Here is a 20,525-nt window from a genome sequence, read left to right on the forward strand (position 1 = left end):
AAAAAAAAGACTACTACGGCCTCTGCTGACTTCTCGCTCCGGCTTGCACCGTCGCCCTTTCAGGCACAAGGCGAGATCTCCCCAGGTAAGAACGCAATCCTTCACCACACAACCGCCGGATTTACGCAGCCTGATCCTTGACCACAAGAACTTCGCGGTTTTATGCCCGCTCGCCCTGATCGGCTTCGCCTTCTATCCGGTTCTTGTACATCGGCTCATGGCTTCGATCCACGCTTCCTCCCCACACTCGGTCGCCCTCATGCAGTTGCGCTTCACTTCGTTCGCTGTGGTCAGCTTACGGCGGGACTTTCACCCACAAAATTGCGCCCATGCTGGGCGCACATAAAAAGCCCGTCCGGCACAGAACCGGACAGGCTGGGTGACAGGGGCAGCAATCAGACGTGATATTGCGCCGACAACTCATGCACTGCGCGCAAGAAGGCGCCGGCATGTTCCGGGTCGACTTCCGGGGTGATGCCATGGCCCAGGTTGAACACATGGCCACTGCCACTGCCGTAGCTGGCCAGGATGCGTCCGACTTCAGCGCGGATGGCTTCAGGCTTGGCGTAGAGCACGGTCGGGTCCATGTTGCCTTGCAGGGCGACTTTATGACCGACACGTTCGCGGGCGTTGCCGATGTCGCAGGTCCAATCCAGGCCCAAGGCGTCGGCGCCGGCCTCGGCGATGCTTTCCAGCCATAGGCCGCCGTTCTTGGTGAACAGGATCACCGGGACTTTGCGACCTTCGTGCTCGCGGATCAGGCCGCTGACGATCTTGCGCATGTAGGCCAGGGAAAACTCCTGGTAGGCCGCCGCCGACAGGTTGCCGCCCCAGGTATCGAAGATCTGTACCGCTTGCGCACCGGCCAGGATCTGGCCGTTGAGGTAGGACGTGACCGACTGGGCCAGCTTGTCCAGCAACAGGTGCATGGCTTGCGGGTTGTCGTAGAGCATCGCCTTGGTCTTGCGGAAGTCCTTCGACGAACCGCCTTCGACCATGTAGGTGGCCAGGGTCCAGGGGCTACCGGAGAAACCGATCAGCGGCACGCGCCCGTTGAGTTCACGGCGAATGGTGCTGACCGCGTCCATGACGTAGCCCAGGTCCTTCTGCGGATCGGGAATCGGCAGGGCCTCGATGTCGGCCAGGGTGCTGACGACTTTCTTGAAACGCGGGCCTTCGCCGGTCTCGAAGTACAAGCCCTGCCCCATGGCGTCGGGAATGGTGAGAATATCGGAGAACAGGATCGCCGCGTCCAACTGTGGATAACGGTCCAGCGGCTGCATCGTGACTTCGCAGGCGAACTGGGGGTTCATGCACAGGCTCATGAAGTCACCGGCCTTGGCGCGGCTGGCGCGGTACTCCGGCAGATAGCGACCGGCCTGGCGCATCATCCATACGGGGGTGACGTCCACAGGTTGCTTGAGCAGGGCGCGAAGGAAACGGTCGTTCTTCAGGGCAGTCATGTCGGCATCCGGAAAAAAAGTGCGGGCATTTTCTCAGAGCGCGACGCAAAAGGCACGGCAAGAGCCGTGCCTTTTATCTATCGGGGCAATTTGTCGCGGTTGAACTGATCGTTCCTACGCTCTGCGTGGGAATGCCTCAAGGGACGCTCCGCGTTCCAGGGGGACGCAGAGCGTCCCGGGCTGCATTCCCACGCAGAGCGTGGGAACGATCAACAGCGGTCAGACTTGCAGGTAATCCAGGATCCCTTCCGCCGCGTTGCGGCCTTCGAAGATCGCCGTCACCACCAGGTCGGAACCACGGACCATGTCGCCACCGGCGAAGATCTTCGGGTTGCTGGTCTGGTGCTTGTACTGGCCTTGTTCTGGCGCCACCACGCGCCCCTGGCTGTCGGTCTGGATACTGAACTGCTCGAACCAGGGTGCCGGGCTCGGGCGGAAGCCGAAGGCGATGACCACGGCGTCGGCCGGGATGATCTCTTCGGAACCGGGGATCGGCTCGGGACTGCGACGGCCGCGGGCGTCCGGTTCGCCGAGACGGGTCTCGACCACCTTCACGCCTTCGACCTTGTCTTCACCGACAATGGCGATCGGCTGGCGGTTGTAGAGGAACTTCACGCCTTCTTCCTTGGCGTTCTTCACCTCCTTGCGCGAGCCGGGCATGTTCGCTTCGTCGCGACGATAGGCGCAGGTCACCGACTTGGCGCCCTGGCGAATCGACGTGCGGTTGCAGTCCATCGCCGTGTCGCCACCGCCGAGCACCACGACCTTCTTGCCTTTCATGTCGACGAAATCTTCCGGCGACTTTTCAAAGCCCAGGTTGCGGTTGACGTTGGCGATCAGGAAGTCGAGTGCGTCGTAGACGCCCGGCAGGTCCTCACCGGCAAAGCCACCCTTCATGTAGGTGTAGGTGCCCATGCCCATGAAGACCGCATCGTATTCCTCGAGCAGTTGCTCCATGGTCACGTCCTGGCCCACCTCGGTGTTCAGGCGGAACTCGATGCCCATGCCGGTGAAGACTTCGCGACGATTGCTCAGCACGGTCTTTTCCAGCTTGAACTCGGGAATGCCAAAGGTCAGCAGGCCGCCGATTTCCGGGTTCTTGTCGAACACCACCGGGGTCACGCCACCGCGTACCAGCACGTCGGCACAGCCCAGGCCCGCCGGGCCGGCACCGATGATCGCCACGCGCTTGCCGGTCGGCTTGACCTTGGACATGTCCGGGCGCCAGCCCATGGCGAACGCGGTGTCGGTGATGTACTTCTCCACCGAACCGATGGTCACCGCGCCAAAACCGTCGTTGAGGGTGCAGGCACCTTCACACAGGCGATCCTGCGGGCACACCCGGCCGCAGACTTCCGGCAGGGTGTTGGTCTGGTGGGACAGCTCGGCGGCCTGGAGGATGTTGCCCTCGGCCACCAGTTTCAGCCAGTTGGGAATGAAGTTGTGCACCGGGCACTTCCATTCGCAGTACGGGTTACCGCAACCCAGGCAGCGGTGGGCCTGGTCGGCCGACTGCTGGGGTTTGAAAGGCTCGTAGATTTCCACGAACTCTTTCTTGCGTTGACGCAACAGTTTCTTCTTCGGATCCTTGCGCCCGACATCGATGAACTGGAAGTCGTTATTCAGACGTTCAGCCATTGTTAAAACCTCATCAAACTCTTCAGGCGCATATCACTGCGGGTTGGCACGAGTGCTGGAAAGCAACGATTTCAGGTTGGCAGCCTTGGGCTTGACCAGCCAGAAACGACGCACGTAGTCATCGAGGTTCTCGGCGAGTTCACGACCCCACTCGCTGTCGGTTTCCTCGACGTACTCATCCAGTACGCGCTGCAAATGGCTGCGGTAGGCTTCCATCGCCTCGCCGCTGATCCGCTGGATTTCCACCAGTTCGTGGTTGACCCGGTCAACGAAAGTGTTGTCCTGGTCGAGCACGTAGGCGAAACCGCCGGTCATGCCAGAGCCGAAGTTATAACCGGTCTTGCCCAGCACGCAGACAAAACCACCGGTCATGTACTCGCAGCAGTGATCGCCGGTGCCTTCCACCACAGTGTGGGCCCCGGAGTTACGCACGGCAAAACGCTCGCCCGCGGTGCCGGCGGCGAACAGCTTGCCGCCCGTGGCGCCATACAGGCAGGTGTTGCCGATGATGGCACTGTCCTGGGTCTTGTAGACGCTGCCCTTGGGCGGAACGATGACCAGCTTGCCGCCGGTCATGCCCTTGCCCACGTAGTCGTTGGCATCGCCTTCCAGGTACATGTTCAGGCCACCGGCGTTCCAGACGCCGAAGCTCTGGCCTGCGGTGCCCTTGAAGCGGAAGGTGATCGGCGCCTTGGCCATGCCCTGGTTGCCGTGCTTGCGAGCGATTTCGCCGGAGATCCGCGCGCCGATGGAACGGTCGCAGTTGCAGATATCCAGGTCGAACTCGGCACCGCTCAGGTCGTTGATCGCCGCGGCGGCCATATCGACCATCCTCTCGGCCAGCTCACCCTTGTCGAATGGCGGGTTGCGGTCGACCTGGCAGAACTGTGGCTTGTCCGCCGGAATGTGATCGCTGCCCAGCAACGGGGTCAGGTCCAGATGATGCTGCTTGGCGGTCTGGCCTTCGAGCACTTCCAGCAGGTCGGTACGGCCGATCAGCTCCTCGAGCGAACGCACACCCAGCTTCGCCAGCCACTCACGGGTCTCTTCGGCCACGTAGGTGAAGAAATTCACCACCATGTCGACGGTTCCGATGTAGTGGTCCTTGCGCAGCTTGTCGTTCTGGGTCGCCACGCCGGTGGCGCAGTTGTTCAGGTGGCAGATGCGCAGGTACTTGCAGCCCAGGGCGATCATCGGCGCCGTGCCGAAGCCGAAGCTCTCGGCGCCGAGGATGGCGGCTTTGATCACGTCCAGGCCGGTTTTCAGGCCACCGTCGGTCTGCACCCGGACCTTGCCGCGCAAGTCGTTGCCGCGCAGGGTCTGGTGGGTTTCGGCCAGGCCCAGTTCCCACGGCGCGCCGGCGTACTTGATCGAGGTCAGCGGCGATGCGCCGGTGCCGCCGTCGTAGCCGGAGATGGTGATGAGATCGGCATAGGCCTTGGCCACGCCGGCCGCAATGGTGCCGACACCGGCTTCCGCCACCAGCTTCACCGAGACCAGTGCCTTGGGGTTCACCTGCTTGAGGTCGAAGATCAGTTGCGACAAGTCCTCGATCGAGTAGATGTCGTGGTGCGGCGGCGGCGAGATCAGGGTCACGCCGGGGACCGCATAACGCAGCTTGGCGATCAGGCCGTTGACCTTACCGCCGGGCAACTGGCCGCCTTCGCCGGGCTTGGCGCCTTGGGCGACCTTGATCTGCAACACTTCAGCGTTGACCAGGTACTCCGGCGTCACACCGAAGCGGCCGGTGGCCACCTGCTTGATTTTCGAGCTCTTGATGGTGCCGTAGCGCGCCGGGTCTTCGCCGCCTTCGCCGGAGTTGGAACGCGCACCGAGGCGGTTCATGGCTTCGGCCAGGGCTTCGTGGGCTTCCGGGGATAAGGCGCCCAGGGAAATACCGGCCGAATCGAAGCGCTTGAGCACCGATTCCAGCGGTTCCACTTCGTTGATGTCCAGCGGCGTGTCGAGGGTCTTGACCTTGAGCAGGTCGCGGATCATCGACACCGGACGGTTGTCCACCAGCGAGGTGTATTCCTTGAACTTGCTGTAGTCGCCCTGCTGTACGGCCGCTTGCAGGGTGTTGACCACATCGGGGTTGTAGGCGTGGTATTCGCCACCGTGGACGAACTTCAGCAGGCCGCCCTGCTGGATCGGCTTGCGCGGGCTCCAGGCTTCGGCGGCCAGGGCTTTCTGTTCGGCTTCGATGTCAACGAAACGCGCACCCTTGATGCGGCTCGGCACGCCACGGAAGCTCAACTCGCAGACTTCCTCGGACAGGCCGATGGCCTCGAACAGTTGCGCGCCACGGTACGAGGCGATGGTCGAGATGCCCATCTTCGACAGGATCTTGAGCAGGCCCTTGGTGATGCCCTTGCGGTAGTTCTTGAACACCTCGTAGAGATCGCCCAGTACTTCACCGGTGCGAATCAGGTCGCCCAGCACTTCATAGGCCAGGAACGGATACACCGCCGAGGCACCAAAACCGATCAGCACCGCGAAGTGATGCGGATCGCGGGCAGTGGCGGTTTCCACCAGGATGTTGGAGTCGCAGCGCAGGCCTTTTTCGGTCAGGCGATGGTGCACCGCACCGGTGGCCAGCGAGGCGTGGATCGGCAGCTTGCCCGGGGCGATGTGGCGGTCGCTGAGGACGATCTGGGTACGCCCGGCGCGCGCGGCTTCTTCAGCCTGATCGGCCACGTTGCGGATCGCCGCTTCCAGGCCGACGCTTTCGTCGTAGTTCAGGTCGATGACCTGGCGCGCGAAGCCTGGGCGGTCGAGGTTGGTCAACGAACGCCACTTGGCCGGGGAAATGACCGGCGAGCTGAGGATCACCCGCGAGGCGTGTTCCGGCGACTCCTGGAAAATATTGCGCTCGGCACCGAGGCAGATTTCCAGGGACATCACGATCGCTTCGCGCAGCGGGTCGATCGGTGGGTTGGTCACCTGGGCGAACTGCTGGCGGAAATAGTCGTACGGCGTGCGCACGCGCTGCGACAGCACGGCCATCGGCGTGTCATCGCCCATGGAGCCGACCGCTTCGTAGCCCTGCTCACCCAGCGGACGCAGCACCTGGTCACGTTCCTCGAACGTCACCTGGTACATCTTCATGTACTGCTTGAGCTGGTCGACGTCATAGAAAGCCGAGCCGTGGTCGTTGTCTTCCATGGTCGCCTGGATGCGCAGGGCATTCTTGCGCAGCCATTGCTTGTACGGATGACGGGACTTGAGACGGTTGTCGATGGCATCGGTGTCGAGGATCTGGCCGGTCTCGGTGTCCACGGCAAAGATCTGGCCCGGACCTACGCGGCCCTTGGCGATGACGTCTTCGGGCTGGTAGTTCCAGACGCCGATTTCCGACGCCAGGGTGATGAACCCGTTGGTTGTGGTGACCCAGCGCGCCGGACGCAGACCGTTACGGTCCAGCAGGCACACGGCGTAGCGACCGTCGGTCATGACGATACCGGCCGGGCCGTCCCACGGCTCCATGTGCATGGAGTTGTATTCGTAGAAGGCACGCAGGTCCGGGTCCATGGTCTCGACGTTCTGCCACGCCGGCGGCACCAGCATGCGCACGCCGCGGAACAGGTCGATGCCACCGGTCACCATCAGTTCCAGCATGTTGTCCATGCTCGAGGAGTCCGAACCCACGCGGTTGACCAGCGGGCCGAGCTCTTCGAGATCCGGCATCAGGTCGTTGGCGAACTTGGTGCGACGGGCCACGGCCCAGTTGCGGTTGCCGGTGATGGTGTTGATCTCGCCGTTGTGGGCGAGGAAGCGGAATGGCTGGGCCAGCGGCCACTTCGGCAGGGTGTTGGTGGAGAAGCGCTGGTGGAACACGCAGATCGCGGTTTTCAGGCGCTCGTCGCTCAGGTCCGGATAGAAGGCGGTGAGATCCGCCGGCATCATCAGGCCTTTGTAGATAATGGTCTTGTGGGAAAAGCTGCAGATATAGTGATCGGTGTCGGCGGCGTTGGCCACGGACGAACGACGACGGGAGCTGAACAGCTTGATCGACATGTCCTGGTCGCTCAGGCCTTCGCCGGCGATGAACACCTGTTCGATCTGCGGCAGGCGCTCGAGCGCCAGGCGGCCGAGAACGCTGGTATCGATCGGCACTTTGCGCCAGCCAACCAGTTGCAGGCCGGCGGCCAGGATCTCGCGATTCATGTTTTCGCGAGCCGCCTCAGCCTTCACCGGGTCCTGGTTGAAGAACACCATGCCCACGGCGTACTGCTTGGGCAGGGTCACGCCGAACGTTTCCTGGGCTACGGCACGCAGGAACTCGTCAGGCTTTTGAATCAGCAAGCCACAACCGTCGCCGGTCTTGCCGTCGGCGTTGATCCCACCACGGTGGGTCATGCAGGTCAGGGCCTCAATGGCCGTTTGCAAAAGGGTATGGCTGGGCTCGCCCTGCATATGAGCTATCAGGCCGAAACCGCAGTTATCCTTGAATTCATCTGGTTGGTACAGACCTGCTTTCATAGACACTTTCTCACCAGGCTGCCTCTAACCGAGGCAAATTTCTTTTCAATTCAACCAGTTGCATGCCGCGCCGAACGTACGCCAGCTTTGCGGGGGCAAAAGGGAGGTCATTGTACACACCGACACAGGGGCTCACAAATTTGACGACGAACTGTCGCAAATCCATGTCGCATTTGTGAAAGGTTTAAAGCTATATGCTGTGCTAGTCAAAACTTTTTTGGGTTTGACCGCTACGACTCAAACGCTACTGTGATGCAGACACCACAAGGCGCGCGGCCTTAAAGGTCGCCCGCCCTTGCGGAAATTTTGAGGTTGCCGGGAGAGGCGGCCTGGGTAAGGCCGCCGAATCTTCAGCGAGTTGCTGCCAGTTCCTGTTGGACGCTGGCGACAGTGCGAGGCCAAGGTTTACCAGCCTGAACCTTCGCTGGCAAGGCCTTGATAGCGGAAACGGCCGCATCACGGTTGGCAAAACTGCCGTAGGTGATGACATACAGCGGCTTGCCGTTGAGCACTTTCTTGAAATAACGATACTCGCCGCCCTGCTCCTTGACGAAGTTCTGCGCCGCGGCTTCGGAACTGGTGCCGAGGATCTGCACCACGTAGTTGCCCGGCGCCTGGCCGGCGTACCAGCTACCGCCCGCAGCCTTGGCTGGGGTAGCAGCAGGCTTGGCCGCCGGTGTTGCTGGCGCCGCTGGCTTGGGCGCAGGCGCCGGGACCGGTGCAGGCTTGGCGGTGGCCACCTGGGTCGGTGCCGGGGTCGGCTTGGCGGTCGGGGCAGGCGTTGGCGCCGGGCCGGCCGGCACGCCCGCAGGCGGTGCGGTGGTGGTCACGGTCGGCGGCGTGTCGCTGCTGTCGTCGATCGGTGGCGCTGCGCCGTCGTCGCCTTCGGTGATACCGCCGGCCGCTTCGGCCAGCGGGCCGCGCATGACCGGCTGCGACTGGCCGACCAGCGGCAGCGGCATCGGTTGGGTGTTACCGGCGAATTCCACGGCCGGCGCGCCACCGTTGGGTTGCGGCGTACCTTGGCCGAGGGGCAGTTGCGCCTGTTCGTTGGCAGGGGCCCCCGTGGCAGGTGCCTTGGTGCGACCCGGCATCAGCCAGGCGGCGGCAACGGCGACCGCGACGACGGCGGAAATTGCCAATACGTGTTTCTTCGGCATGTTGAACCCCATACTTGGACGCTTCACCGCTGAGCGGCTGGCAATCATGACTTCGATCAGAGCATCGCGGGCGACCTGGTTGATGTTGCCAGGCCAGCCGTCGGAGCTTTCGTGAATCTCAGAGATCTGATCGGCGGTAAAAAGTTCGATACCCCGGCCCGCACCCTCAAGACGCTGGGCCAGGTATTCACGGGTTTCTTCCTCGGTGTAGGGCGCCAGCTCGATGACGTGGAAACGCTCTTCCTCGAGGTTCAATTGGTCCAGGTCGGCGATCAGCGACGACTCGCCGAACAGGAACACGTGAGGGCGGCCCTCCGGCGCACCGGCCGCCAAGGCCAGCAGGGCTTCGAGGGCCGACTCGTCGAGTTGCTCGGCATCGTCCACCAGCAGATAGACTTCCTGCCCGGTCAGCGCCAGTTGCACGATCTGGTCGAGGATTGCACCGATTTCGGCCTGGGCGACGTTCAGCGCCTGGGCCACCTGGCGCAACACACCGGCGGCATCGCCGGCGCCACGGGCCGACACCACCACGCTCTGCACAGACTGTTTGTTGGTACTGGCCACCAGGGCCTGGCGCAGCAAGGTCTTGCCGCTGCCCTGGGGGCCGGTGACCACCAACAGCAGTTGGCTGTAGCGCGCCAGGTGATGCAACTGCCCCAGCACCGGCTTGCGCTGGGCGGGGAAGAACTTGAAGCCCGGGACCCGAGGGGCAAAAGGGTCATGACTCAATTGGAAATGGCCGAGGAAAGCCTCGTCGGCATGCAAACTAGTCATCGGAATCTCATTAACCTTTAAGCTGAGCCAGGGCGCGGTAGTCCGCTCCCAGCGTGGCCTGTAGAACTTCTTTCGGATAATCGTCGGTCACCACCGCTTCGCCCATGTGGCGCAGCAGCACCAGGCGCAGACGACCGTCGATCACTTTTTTGTCGATTGCCATGTGTTCAAGAAAATCCGCCTCGCTCATTTCCTCGGGCGGAACCACCGGCAGCCCGGCGCACTGGAACAGACGAATACCGCGATCGCGCTCCTGTTCGCTGATCCAGCCCAGGCGCGCGGACATTTCCAGGGCCATGACCGTACCGGCCGCAACCGCTTCACCGTGCAGCCAGACACCATAGCCCATGTGAGTTTCGATGGCATGGCCGAAGGTGTGACCCAGGTTGAGCGTGGCGCGCACCCCCGACTCACGTTCATCGGCACCGACCACGGCGGCCTTGGCGGCGCAGGAGCGCTCGATGGCGTAGGTCAGGGCCGCTTGATCCAGCGCACGCAGGCGGTCGACGTGCTCTTCGAGCCAGCCCAGGAACGGTTCGTCGCAGATCAGCCCGTACTTGATGACTTCCGCCAGCCCCGCGGACAGTTCGCGGGCCGGCAGGGTATTGAGGGTGGCGGTGTCGATCAGCACGACGTTGGGCTGATAGAAGGCACCGACCATGTTCTTGCCCAGCGGATGGTTGATCCCGGTCTTGCCACCCACCGACGAGTCGACCTGCGACAACAGCGTGGTGGGGATCTGGATGAAGTCGACGCCGCGCTGATAACAAGCGGCGGCAAAACCGGCCATGTCGCCGATCACGCCACCACCCAGGGCAACCACCGTGGTGCGGCGATCATGCCGTGCGGTCAGCAGGCCGTCGAAAATGAGTTGCAGGGTTTCCCAGTTCTTGAAGGCTTCGCCGTCGGGCAACACCACGGAAATGACCGAGAAAGCCGAGAGGCTGTGGGTCAGACGTTCCAGATACAGAGGCGCGACGGTTTCATTGGAAATGATCGCCACTTGCCGCCCGGCGATATGCGGCGCCAGCAGTTCGGGCTGGTCCAGCAAGCCTTCGCCAATATGAATCGGGTAGCTGCGCTCGCCCAGGTCGACCTTAAGTGTCTGCATGTGTCCCCACAGTGAAGATGGAATCAGGCGTCCTGCCTGCAATTAACGAAAGTACCCTATGGGGATAAATCCCCTCGCCACAGGCGGGCCATGACGGGACGTCGAGGATAGCGCATTTCGCCAGGCGCATTAACGGGGCGGCAGTTGCTGCAGGCGATCGAGAATGTCCAGCACCACCATCCGCGGCGGCCGCTCGTCGGTTTCCACCACCAGGTCGGCGATCTCCCGATACAGCGGATCACGCAGCTCCAGCAGGTCCCGCAGGGTCTTGGCAGGGTCGGCGGTGCGCAACAGCGGTCGGTTGCGATCCCGGGCGGTGCGACCGACCTGCTGCTCGACAGAGGCGTGCAGATAGACCACTCGTCCGCCGGCATGCAGCGCCCGACGATTGGCTTCGCGCATCACCGCGCCGCCGCCAGTGGCCAGCACCACGCCATCGAATGCGCACAGCTCGGCGATCATCGCCTGCTCACGGTCACGAAAGCCCGGCTCGCCTTCCTTATCGAAGATCCATGGGATATTGGCACCCGTGCGCAATTCAATTTCCTTGTCGGAATCTTTGAACGGCAGGCGCAGCTCTTTGGCCAGCAAACGGCCGATGGTGCTTTTTCCAGCGCCCATCGGCCCAACAAGAATCAAATTTCGCACAGAATCAACGACTCACAGCAATCGCCTGGTTATTCATGATACGCGGAGTGAGGAACACCAGCAGCTCGGATTTTTTCTCCGAAACCACATCACGCCGGAAAAGGCGGCCAAGATACGGCACATCGCCAAGAAATGGCACCTTATCTACGACCTTGCTCTGAGTATTTGAGAAAACTCCGCCAATCACAATGGTCTCGCCATCATTGACCAGGACCTTGGCGTTGACTTCGTTTTTCTTGATCGGCGGCACTTCCTGCACCTTGTTCAGGTAGTCCGGCTCATCCTTGGTGACCTTGACCTCCATGATGATGCGGTTGTCCGGGGTGATTTGCGGGGTCACCTCCAGCGACAGCGAGGCCTCCTTGAACGACACCGAGGTGGCGCCGCTGGAGCTGGCTTCCTGGTAGGGGATTTCCGTGCCCTTGAGGATCTTTGCCGTCTCCTTGTCGGACGTCACCACCTTGGGCTGGGAGACGATTTCGCCGTTGCCGGTTTTTTCCATGGCCGTCAGCTCGAGGTCCAGCAAGACGTTGTCGGTGATGAACGCAATGCCGATCCCCGACGTATTGCCCGAGGCGCCCAGGTCGACGAACGGCTGGTTGGTGCCGGTACTGCCCGGCGTGCCGATGGTGGTGGAGGTGCCAGTGGTCACCCCCGAGGAGTTCCAGTTGCCCTTGTTCTGTATCGATCCCCCCCAGCGCACGCCCAGGCTTTTGTCGTAGTCGACGTTGGCCTCGACGATCCGCGCCTCGATCATCACCTGGCGCACCGGAATATCCAGCTGCGCCACGATCCGGCGCAATTCGTCGAGCCGGTCCTGGGTCTGGTAGGCAATGATGTTGTTGGTTCGCTCATCCACCGTGATCGTGCCGCGCTCGTCGGCTTTCGCCTCGGCACTGGTCACCGACTGGAACAGCTTGGCGATGTCCGCCGCCTTCGCATAGTTGACCTGCAGCAGCTCGCGCCGCAGCGGCGCCAGGTCGGCGATCTGCTTCTGCGACTCCAGCTCCTGGCGTTCGCGCGCCGCGATTTCATCGGCCGGGGCCACCAGCAGCACGTTACCGACCTTGCGCTTGTCCAGGCCCTTGGTCTTGAGCACCAGGTCCAGCGCCTGGTCCCAAGGCACATTCTGCAAGCGCAGGGTGATGCCGCCCTGCACCGTGTCACTGGCCACCAGGTTCAGGTTGGTGAAATCGGCAATCAGTTGCAGGACCGAACGGACTTCGATGTCCTGGAAGTTGAGCGAGAGCTTCTCGCCGCTGTAGGCCGCGCGGTCGGCATTGCGTTTTTGCAGGTCGTCGACGGTCATGGGCCGGACGCTGACGGTGAGCTTGTTGTCGGTCTGATAGGTCGAGTAGTCGAAGGTGCCACTGGGCTCGATGCTGATGGTCGCTCGGTCACTGCCGGCGCTGGCATTGACGAACTGCACCGGGGTAGCGAAGTCCTTGACGTCCAGGCGCACCCGCAGTGGCTCGGGCAATTGGGTCCTGGCGAAATTGAGGATGATCTTGCCTTCGCGCTCCTGGATGTCCGGGGCGATGGACGGATCGGACAAATCGATCACCACGTTGCCTTCGCCCTGGGTCCCCCGCTGGAAATCCACCCCACGAATCGCCTTTCCCGCCGGCGCACTGGCCCTCGCAGGCACCGCGCTGGCCACCGCTGGACGCGGGGCCTGGGCGGTGCTCTTCGCAGCAGTGTTCTTCGCAGCGGCGCCCTTGCCAACCACCACGAACAGGCTATTGCCTTCGACCCGGGTGTCGTACGGCGCCAGCTGGGTCAGGCCGATGATCAACCGGGTGCGATCGCCTGCCTCGACCACGGTGGCGCTGCGCGCATTGCCCCCGCCCAGGTCGCGGCGCTTGCTGGCCAGTTGATTGGTCACGCCTGGCAGGTCCAGGGCAATCCGGGCCGGTTGTTCGGTGGTGTAGCCCCGGGGCGGCGGCGGCGGCCCGTCGAAGGTGAGCTTCAACTCGACACGGTCACCCGGCAACGCCGCGACATCCAGCGTCTTCAGACTGGCCGCGTGAACCATCGGCGACAACAGCGCTATCCATAGCGAAATACCGAAGGCTGACAAAAACCTGTTCATTGTTGGGGTTCCACTATTGAGTGCTCTTTCAAAGGAATGGTCCGAGGTCGTTCCAGCCAGGCGCCCTCGCCATCGGGAACGATTTCGATCACATCGACCTGGGTGGCGCCGATGGCGAGGATTCGCCCGTCGTTGCGCCCCAGATAGTCACCGACCTTGAGCCGATGCACCCCGCCCGCGCCCCGCAGGAGCGCGAAGGAGCCAGCGGCGTTGGAGATCGTACCGACCATTTCAAACTGCTCGATGTTGAAGCCTTCCAGGTACTGCTTGACCCGGTTGGGGTCGGGCCGGACGTTGTGCGAGCCGCGCTGCCGGTCGGCCTGGTCCACGCGGACCTGCCGGGAAAACGGGCTGCGCAGGTTCGCGGCGCTGTAGGTAAACGTCTCGTAGGGCCTGAACGTCGGCGTCGGCTCGATCTTGCCGGGCGGACGCAGGCGCACTTCGTTCATGTAAGCGTCCAGGTCGCTGAAGCCGTTGTCGTTGTTGCAACCGGCCAGCGTGACCAGGCCCGCCACCAGGCAGAGGCGACACAACAGCGGCCTCATGGCTGCGCCTCCTGCTCGTTGTAGCGATAGGTCCTGGCCTGGATGCTCATGCGCAGCTTCGTGCCTGCCTCGGGCTCCATCGGGGCGATTTCGAAATCGTGCAGCGTGACGATCCGGGGCAGTCCGGCCACTCCACTGACGAATGTCGCCAGGTCGTGGTAGCCGCCGGTCACGGTGATCTGGATCGGCAGCTCGATGTAGAACGGTTGGGTGACTTCCGGCAGCAGCTTGATTTCCTCGAACTCCAGTCCACTACCCAAGCCGGTGCGGGTAATGTCTTCCAGCAGGCCCGGCACTTCGGTATCGCTGGGCAATTGCCGCAACAGCACACCGAAAGACGTTTCCATCTGCTTCATCTGCTCGGTGTAGCGTTCCAGGTTCGCGGCCATGTGGGCCTTGCCCGCGAACTGTTCCTTGAGGGTGGTTTCTTCCTCGCGCACCTGCTGCAACTGGTTTTCCAAGTCACTCAAGGCAACGTTATAGCCCAGTCCCAGCACCAGGGCCACCAGCAGGATGCCCGCCACCCACTTGATTGGCGCTGGCCAGGAACCGATGTTGTTGGTGTCCAGGTCACTGACGTCGATCTTGCGCAACGCGTCGAGCCATTCTCCCGGCCTCATTGGGCGCTCTCCTCATCGGCCGGCCGGGTCTGGCGAACCGTCAGCTGGAAAACGTTGGCCTGGTCGAGCTGACCGGCGGTGGTGGCCTTGACCTCCGTCAGGCTGGGCGCATCGAACAGGTCCGACGAGTCCAGGTTGCGCATCAGGTCCGAGACCCGGTTGTTCGATTCCGCGGCCCCCTTGATGAAGAGCGTCCGGTCCTCCATCTTCACTTCGGTGAAGTACACCCCGTCCGGCAAAGTCCTCACCAACTGGTCGAAGATACGCCCGCTGACCGGTCGATTCCCTTGCAAGTTTTGGATAATGCGCATGCGCTCCAGCAATTGCTGGCGACGGGCTTTCAATTCGCTGATCTGCTTGATGCGCTCGTCCAGCACGGCGATCTGCCCGGAGAGGTGGCTATTGCGGGCAACCTGGTGGTCGATGGCGCCGTCGAGGTAGCGGACGGCGACCAGGACCACGCCGACCGCCCCGACCAGCGCCGCGACCAAGGCCAGCAGAAAGCGCTTGCGCCGCTCTTCGCGCAGCTCTTCGCGCCAGGGAAGCAGGTTGATCCGCGCCATCAGTCGAAACTCCTGAGGGCCAGCCCACAGGCAATCATCAGGGCCGGTGCGTCACTGGCCAGGGCACCGGCATTGACCTTGCTGCTCAGGGCCATGTTGGTAAACGGGTTGGCCACCTGGGTCGGCGTGCCCAGGCGCTGCTCGATCAGCCGATCCAGGCCAGCGACCGAAGCTGTGCCCCCAGCCAGCAGAATGTGGTCCACAGCGCTGTACTGGCCCGAGGCGAAGAAGAATTGCAGGGAGCGCGAGACCTGCTGCACCAGGGCCTCGCGAAAAGGTTGCAACACTTCGCCGAGATAATCGTCCGGCAACCCACCCTGCTTCTTTGCCAGGCCGGCCTGCTCGGATGTCAGGCCGTAGCGGCGCTGGATCTCTTCGGTCAACTGGCGGCCGCCGAACAATTGTTCGCGGGTATAGATGATGCGCCCGTTATGCAACACGCTGAGGGTGGTCATGGTGGCGCCGATGTCGATGACCGCCACCGTCAGCCGTTCCTGGGACGCCGCCAATTGCGTGGCGAGCAGGCCAAACGCTCGCTCCAGCGCATAAGCCTCCACATCGACCACCCGGGCCGTCAGCCCGGCGAGCGCCAACGCAGCCTCGCGAACCTCGACGTTTTCCTTGCGACAGGCCGCCAGCAGCACTTCGACGCGCTCGGCGCTGCGCGGCGAAACGCCCACCACCTCGAAATCAATGGCCACCTCATCCAGCGGATAGGGAATGTACTGATCGGCCTCGATCTTGAGCTGGTTCTCCATGTCGTCGTCGGACAGGCCCGCGTCCATCTCGATGATCTTGGTGATCACCGCCGAACCCGCCACGGCCACCGCCACGCTGCGCAAGGGTGTCTTGGCCTTGGCCAACAGCCGCGACAACGCCTGGCCCACCCCTTCGAGCTCGGCGATGTTCTTCTCGATCACGGCGTTGGCCGGCAACGGTTCGACCGCATAGGACTCGACGCGGTACCGCTCGCCCTGGCGACTCAACTCGAGCAGCTTCACCGACGTCGAACTGATGTCGATCCCCAGAAGCGCATGGGCTTTTTTATTGAAGAGTCGTAGCACTACCAATTCCCTATGACTATCCGTGAGTTACGGACTCTCTAATATGCATTGCGTTCAATCACGGCCGTCCGACGGACGTCCGGATGGCATTCCCGACGAAAAAAAATGCTTATAATGCCCAGCGTTTTTTTCGCTTTGTTGCACGCTCGGGTTCTTCCCTGCACCTGGCGCCTTTTTCATTCTTTGCCTGGATATCCAAAAGCCTTGATTCGTCTGCTGAAATTTTTCGGATGGTCCATCGTCGCCGTTTTCTGCGGACTGCTCCTGGGCCTGAGCGGTGCCTTTCTTTACCTTAGTCCGGGATTGCCGTCCGTGGAGGCACTGAGAAGTATTCAGTTGCAGATTCCTTTGCGGGTGTACAGCAGCGATAACAAGCTGATCGCCGAATTTGGCGAAATGCGCCGCACACCGATCCGTTTCGCCGACATTCCCCCCAATTTCATCAATGCGTTACTAAGTGCTGAAGACGATAACTTCGCCAACCACTACGGCGTCGATCCCGGCAGCCTGATGCGCGCCGCCAGCCAGTTGGTCAAGAGCGGACACATCCAGTCCGGCGGCAGCACCATCACCATGCAGGTGGCCAAGAACTTCTTCCTGACCAGCGAGCGCAGCTTCTCGCGCAAGACCACCGAGATCCTCCTGGCCCTGCAGATCGAGCGGCAGTTGACCAAGGATGAAATCCTCGAGCTCTACGTGAACAAGATTTACCTGGGCAACCGCGCCTACGGCATCGAGGCGGCGGCACAGGTGTATTACGGCAAGTCGATCCGCGACGTGAGCCTGGCGCAGATGGCGATGATCGCCGGCCTGCCCAAGGCGCCGTCGCGCTTCAACCCACTCGCCAACCCGGCGCGCAGCAAGGAGCGTCGCGACTGGATCCTGGGGCGCATGTACAAGCTCGGCAAGATCAGCGAGGCCGACTACACCGCCGCGATCAATGAGCCGCTGAACGCCAGTTATCACGTACCGACCCCGGAAGTGAACGCCCCGTACATCGCCGAGATGGCCCGTGCCGAGATGGTTGGGCGCTATGGCAGCGACGCCTACACCGAAGGTTTCCGCGTCACCACCACGGTGCCGAGCAACCTGCAGGAAATGGCCAACACCGCGCTGCACGAGGGCCTGATGACCTACGACCAGCGCCACGGCTACCGCGGTCCTGAATCGCGCCTGCCGGGCAAGACCAAGGAAGCCTGGGCCCTGGAGTTGACCAAGCAACGCACAATCAGCAGCCTGGAGCCGGCGATCGTCACCTCGGTGGACAAGGACGGCATCAAGGTGCTGACCCGCAACGGCGAGCTGGAAGAACACGTGGCCTGGGACACCATGAAATGGGCCCGTCCGTTCCTCAATACCAACAGCATGGGCGCCAACCCACGGCAGCCGTCGGACGTTGCCCAGGTCGGTGACCTGATCCGCGTCCAGCGCCAGGCGGACAACACGCTCAAGTTCAGCCAGATCCCGGCGGCCCAGGGCGCCCTGGTGTCCCTTGATCCGCAGGATGGGGCCATTCGCTCGCTGGTGGGTGGCTTCGCCTTCGAGCAAAGCAATTACAACCGTGCACTGCAGGCCAAGCGCCAGCCGGGCTCGAGCTTCAAGCCGTTCGTCTACAGCGCCGCCCTGGATAACGGCTACACAGCCGCCAGCCTGGTGAACGACGCGCCGATCGTGTTCGTCGACGAGTACCTGGACAAGGTCTGGCGGCCGAAGAACGACACCAATACGTTCCTCGGCCCGATCCGCCTGCGCGAGGCGCTGTACAAATCCCGCAACCTGGTATCGATCCGCCTGTTGCAGGCGCTGGGCGTGGATCGCACCATCGACTACATCAGCAAGTTCGGTTTCAACAAGCAGGACCTGCCGCGTAACCTGTCCCTGGCCCTGGGCACCGCGACCCTGACACCGATGGAAATCGCCACGGGCTGGAGCACGTTCGCCAACGGCGGCTACAAGATCACCCCGTACATCATCGACAAGATCGAAAGTCGCAACGGCGAGACATTGTTCGTGGCCAACCCGCCACGGGTCCCCACGGGCGAGCAGGCCAGCGATGGCGTCGCCGCACCGACCACCGACACGTTCACGGTCAATGCGACGCCAGGCGAAGCCACCACGGCCCCAGGCCTGCCGCAAGCACCCGCCGTCGCGGAGCGCATTGTCGATGGCCGCACCACCTTCATTCTCAACAGCATGTTGCAGGACGTGATCAAGCTTGGCACCGGCCGTCGCGCCCTGGCCCTGGGCCGCACCGACCTGGCGGGCAAGACCGGTACCACCAACGAATCCAAGGACGCCTGGTTCTCCGGCTACAACGCCGATTACGTGACCACGGTCTGGACCGGTTTCGACCAGCCCGAAAGCCTGGGGCGCCGTGAGTTCGGCGGCACCGTGGCGCTGCCGATCTGGATGACCTACATGGGCGCCGCCCTCAAGGACAAGCCGCCGCACACCCAGCCGGAACCGGAAGGCATCCTCAGCCTGCGGGTCGACCCGGTCAGCGGCCGCGCGGCCACGCCGGGCACCCCGGGTGCGTACTTCGAGCTGTTCAAGAGCGAAGACACGCCACCGTCGGTCAACGAGCTGGGCAATGGCGTCGCACCGGGCAGCCCGCTGCCAGCGGACGAAGCGGCGCCGATCGATTTGTTCTGACCGGTCTCATCCAAAAGCCCCGCCTTCGAAAGAAGTGCGGGGCTTTTTATGCCGCGCAAGGCCCCTATGGCGAGGGGATTTATCCCCGCTGGGCTGCGCAGCAGCCCCAAATCCAGACTGCGCGGAACAATACATGAAACCGCGTCAGCCAAATGACGACTGCTACGCAGCCGAGCGGGGATAAATCCCCTCGCCACAGGTTGTCGGCTTGCCCAGCAACGGGTTTCCACCCATAAAATCCAGACAAAAAAAGCCCCGGCTCGCAAGAGCCGGGGCTTTTCGTTGAAGCGCTACAACGGCTTAGCCGTTGAACACATCATCCACGCTCTTGAGCGGGTAGTTTTTCGGGTACGGCAGGGTGGCCACGCCCGTCTCGATGGCGGCCTTGGCCACGGCATCGGAGATCAGGGTGATCAGGCGGGCGTCCATTGGTTTCGGGATGATGTACTCACGACCGAATTCCAGCTTGATGCCGCCGTAGGCGTCGCACACTTCCTGAGGCACCGGCAGCTTGGCCAGTTCGCGCAGGGCGTTGGCGGCCGCGACTTTCATCTCTTCGTTGATGCGCTTGGCGCGAACGTCCAGGGCACCACGGAAGATGAACGGGAAGCCCAGTACGTTGTTGACCTGGTTCGGGTAGTCCGAACGGCCGGTGGCCATGATCACGTCGCTGCGAGTCGCGTGCGCCAGTTCCGGGGAGATTTCCGGGTCCGGGTTCGAGCAGGCGAACACGATCGGGTTCGGCGCCATGCGCAGCAGGTTTTCCGGGCTCAGCAGGTTCGGACCCGACAGGCCGACGAACACGTCTGCACCGTCCAGCGCGTCCGCCAGGGAGCGCTTGTCGGTCGCGTGGGCGAAGACGGCCTTGTATTGGTTCAGGTCGTCACGGCCGGAGTGGATCACGCCGGTACGGTCGACCATGAAGATGTTTTCGATCTTGGCGCCCATGCTCACCAGCAACTTCATGCAGGAGATGGCCGCAGCGCCGGCACCCAGGCAGACGATCTTGGCTTCCGGAAGGGTCTTGCCGGCGATTTCCAGGGCGTTGATCATGCCGGCCGCGGTGACGATGGCGGTGCCGTGCTGGTCATCGTGGAACACCGGGATGTCGCACTGTTCAATCAGGGCGCGCTCGATCTCGAAGCACTCAGGTGCCTTGATGTCTTCCAGGTTGATGCCACCGAAGGTGATGGAGATGCGCTTGACGGTGTCGATGAAGGCTTGCGGGCTCTCGGAATCGACTTCGATGTCGAATACGTCGATACCGGCGAAGCGCTTGAACAGTACGCCCTTGCCTTCCATGACTGGCTTGGAAGCCAATGGGCCGAGGTTACCCAGGCCGAGAATCGCGGTGCCATCGGAAATGACTGCAACCAGGTTGCCTTTACCGGTGTATTTGTAGGCCAGTTCAGGGTCGCGAGCGATTTCGCGGACTGGTTCGGCTACGCCGGGGCTGTAGGCCAGCGACAAGTCGCGAGCAGTAGCGGTGGCCTTGGTGAGCTCGACACTCAGCTTTCCTGGACGAGGATGCGCGTGATATTCGAGAGCGGCAGTTTTCAGATCAGACATGTGGGCATTCCGCTTTTTACTGTGTTGGACAGACGGACCGCCGAGGATACGCGCCTCGCAAAGTCCCTACAAGACTGACCAGTCACTGCTGTCAAGCGCCCTACTCTACGACTTTGGACCAAGAGCCGCGAAACACAAGGGCCA

At 62.5% G+C, this 20,525-nt stretch carries 13 protein-coding genes; 1 reads left to right on the forward strand and 12 read right to left on the reverse strand.

The features are described from left to right. Positions 1-395: 395 nt before the first annotated feature. The 11 genes from hemE to BLP82_RS26255 all read right to left on the reverse strand — a co-directional run bounded on the left by hemE (position 396) and on the right by BLP82_RS26255 (position 16,160). A complete protein-coding gene (hemE, locus tag BLP82_RS26200; protein ID WP_092175181.1) occupies positions 396-1,463 on the reverse strand; it encodes a uroporphyrinogen decarboxylase in 1,068 nt (355 codons plus the stop codon). Positions 1,464-1,682: 219 nt separating this feature from the next. Continuing rightward, positions 1,683-3,101, reverse strand: a complete 1,419-nt coding sequence (locus tag BLP82_RS26205) for an FAD-dependent oxidoreductase (protein WP_092175185.1) — start codon at positions 3,099-3,101, stop codon at positions 1,683-1,685. Between the two features lie 33 nt (positions 3,102-3,134). Continuing rightward, positions 3,135-7,583, reverse strand: coding sequence for a glutamate synthase large subunit (gene gltB, locus BLP82_RS26210; protein WP_092175190.1), 4,449 nt, complete (start codon positions 7,581-7,583; stop codon positions 3,135-3,137). Positions 7,584-7,933: 350 nt separating this feature from the next. Further along, entirely contained in the window at positions 7,934-9,517 is a 1,584-nt protein-coding gene (locus BLP82_RS26220; protein WP_092175195.1) for an AAA family ATPase, read from the reverse strand. Positions 9,518-9,527: 10 nt separating this feature from the next. Then, on the reverse strand, positions 9,528-10,628 hold the full coding sequence (aroB, locus tag BLP82_RS26225) for a 3-dehydroquinate synthase (protein ID WP_092175199.1): 1,101 nt from the start codon (positions 10,626-10,628) through the stop codon (positions 9,528-9,530). 129 nt (positions 10,629-10,757) lie between these two features. After that, positions 10,758-11,276 (reverse strand): shikimate kinase AroK, encoded by a 519-nt coding sequence (gene aroK, locus BLP82_RS26230; RefSeq protein WP_003196983.1) that lies wholly within the window; start codon positions 11,274-11,276, stop codon positions 10,758-10,760. Positions 11,277-11,280: 4 nt separating this feature from the next. After that, positions 11,281-13,368: a type IV pilus secretin PilQ gene (gene pilQ, locus BLP82_RS26235; protein WP_092175202.1), complete on the reverse strand. Its 2,088-nt coding sequence runs from the start codon at positions 13,366-13,368 to the stop codon at positions 11,281-11,283. Beyond that, a complete protein-coding gene (locus tag BLP82_RS26240) occupies positions 13,365-13,913 on the reverse strand; it encodes a pilus assembly protein PilP (protein ID WP_092175205.1) in 549 nt (182 codons plus the stop codon). Before BLP82_RS26240 ends, pilQ begins: the two co-directional genes overlap by 4 nt. Next, complete coding sequence (pilO, locus tag BLP82_RS26245; RefSeq protein WP_092175209.1) at positions 13,910-14,533, reverse strand: type 4a pilus biogenesis protein PilO; 624 nt, start codon at positions 14,531-14,533, stop codon at positions 13,910-13,912. The genes BLP82_RS26240 and pilO overlap by 4 nt, the downstream gene beginning before the upstream one ends. Then, on the reverse strand, positions 14,530-15,096 hold the full coding sequence (locus BLP82_RS26250) for a PilN domain-containing protein (RefSeq protein WP_092175212.1): 567 nt from the start codon (positions 15,094-15,096) through the stop codon (positions 14,530-14,532). The genes pilO and BLP82_RS26250 overlap by 4 nt, the downstream gene beginning before the upstream one ends. Next, on the reverse strand, positions 15,096-16,160 hold the full coding sequence (locus tag BLP82_RS26255; protein ID WP_092175217.1) for a pilus assembly protein PilM: 1,065 nt from the start codon (positions 16,158-16,160) through the stop codon (positions 15,096-15,098). The genes BLP82_RS26250 and BLP82_RS26255 overlap by 1 nt, the downstream gene beginning before the upstream one ends. Before the next feature lie 207 nt (positions 16,161-16,367). Between BLP82_RS26255 and BLP82_RS26260 the strand changes: the two genes are divergently transcribed. Then, complete coding sequence (locus BLP82_RS26260) at positions 16,368-18,812, forward strand: penicillin-binding protein 1A (protein WP_170842383.1); 2,445 nt, start codon at positions 16,368-16,370, stop codon at positions 18,810-18,812. Between the two features lie 300 nt (positions 18,813-19,112). On the opposite strand, the gene BLP82_RS26265 is transcribed toward BLP82_RS26260, so the two are convergent. Then, positions 19,113-20,381, reverse strand: coding sequence for a malic enzyme-like NAD(P)-binding protein (locus tag BLP82_RS26265; protein WP_072407352.1), 1,269 nt, complete (start codon positions 20,379-20,381; stop codon positions 19,113-19,115). Between the last annotated feature and the right edge of the window lie 144 nt (positions 20,382-20,525).

The sequence above is a fragment of the Pseudomonas sp. NFACC37-1 genome, assembly GCF_900101575.1.
Lineage (GTDB): Bacteria > Pseudomonadota > Gammaproteobacteria > Pseudomonadales > Pseudomonadaceae > Aquipseudomonas > Aquipseudomonas fluorescens_AA.

Excerpts from the sequence above, each read along its gene's own strand:
- hemE (WP_092175181.1), bottom strand. The coding sequence starts at position 1,463 with ATGACTGCCCTGAAGAACGACCGTTTCCTTCGCGCCCTGCTCAAGCAA.
- BLP82_RS26240 (WP_092175205.1), bottom strand. The coding sequence starts at position 13,913 with ATGAGGCCGCTGTTGTGTCGCCTCTGCCTGGTGGCGGGCCTGGTCACG.
- BLP82_RS26265 (WP_072407352.1), bottom strand. The coding sequence starts at position 20,381 with ATGTCTGATCTGAAAACTGCCGCTCTCGAATATCACGCGCATCCTCGT.
- pilO (WP_092175209.1), bottom strand. The coding sequence starts at position 14,533 with ATGAGGCCGGGAGAATGGCTCGACGCGTTGCGCAAGATCGACGTCAGT.
- BLP82_RS26220 (WP_092175195.1), bottom strand. The coding sequence starts at position 9,517 with ATGACTAGTTTGCATGCCGACGAGGCTTTCCTCGGCCATTTCCAATTG.
- aroB (WP_092175199.1), bottom strand. The coding sequence starts at position 10,628 with ATGCAGACACTTAAGGTCGACCTGGGCGAGCGCAGCTACCCGATTCAT.
- gltB (WP_092175190.1), bottom strand. The coding sequence starts at position 7,583 with ATGAAAGCAGGTCTGTACCAACCAGATGAATTCAAGGATAACTGCGGT.
- BLP82_RS26205 (WP_092175185.1), bottom strand. The coding sequence starts at position 3,101 with ATGGCTGAACGTCTGAATAACGACTTCCAGTTCATCGATGTCGGGCGC.
- pilQ (WP_092175202.1), bottom strand. The coding sequence starts at position 13,368 with ATGAACAGGTTTTTGTCAGCCTTCGGTATTTCGCTATGGATAGCGCTG.
- BLP82_RS26250 (WP_092175212.1), bottom strand. The coding sequence starts at position 15,096 with ATGGCGCGGATCAACCTGCTTCCCTGGCGCGAAGAGCTGCGCGAAGAG.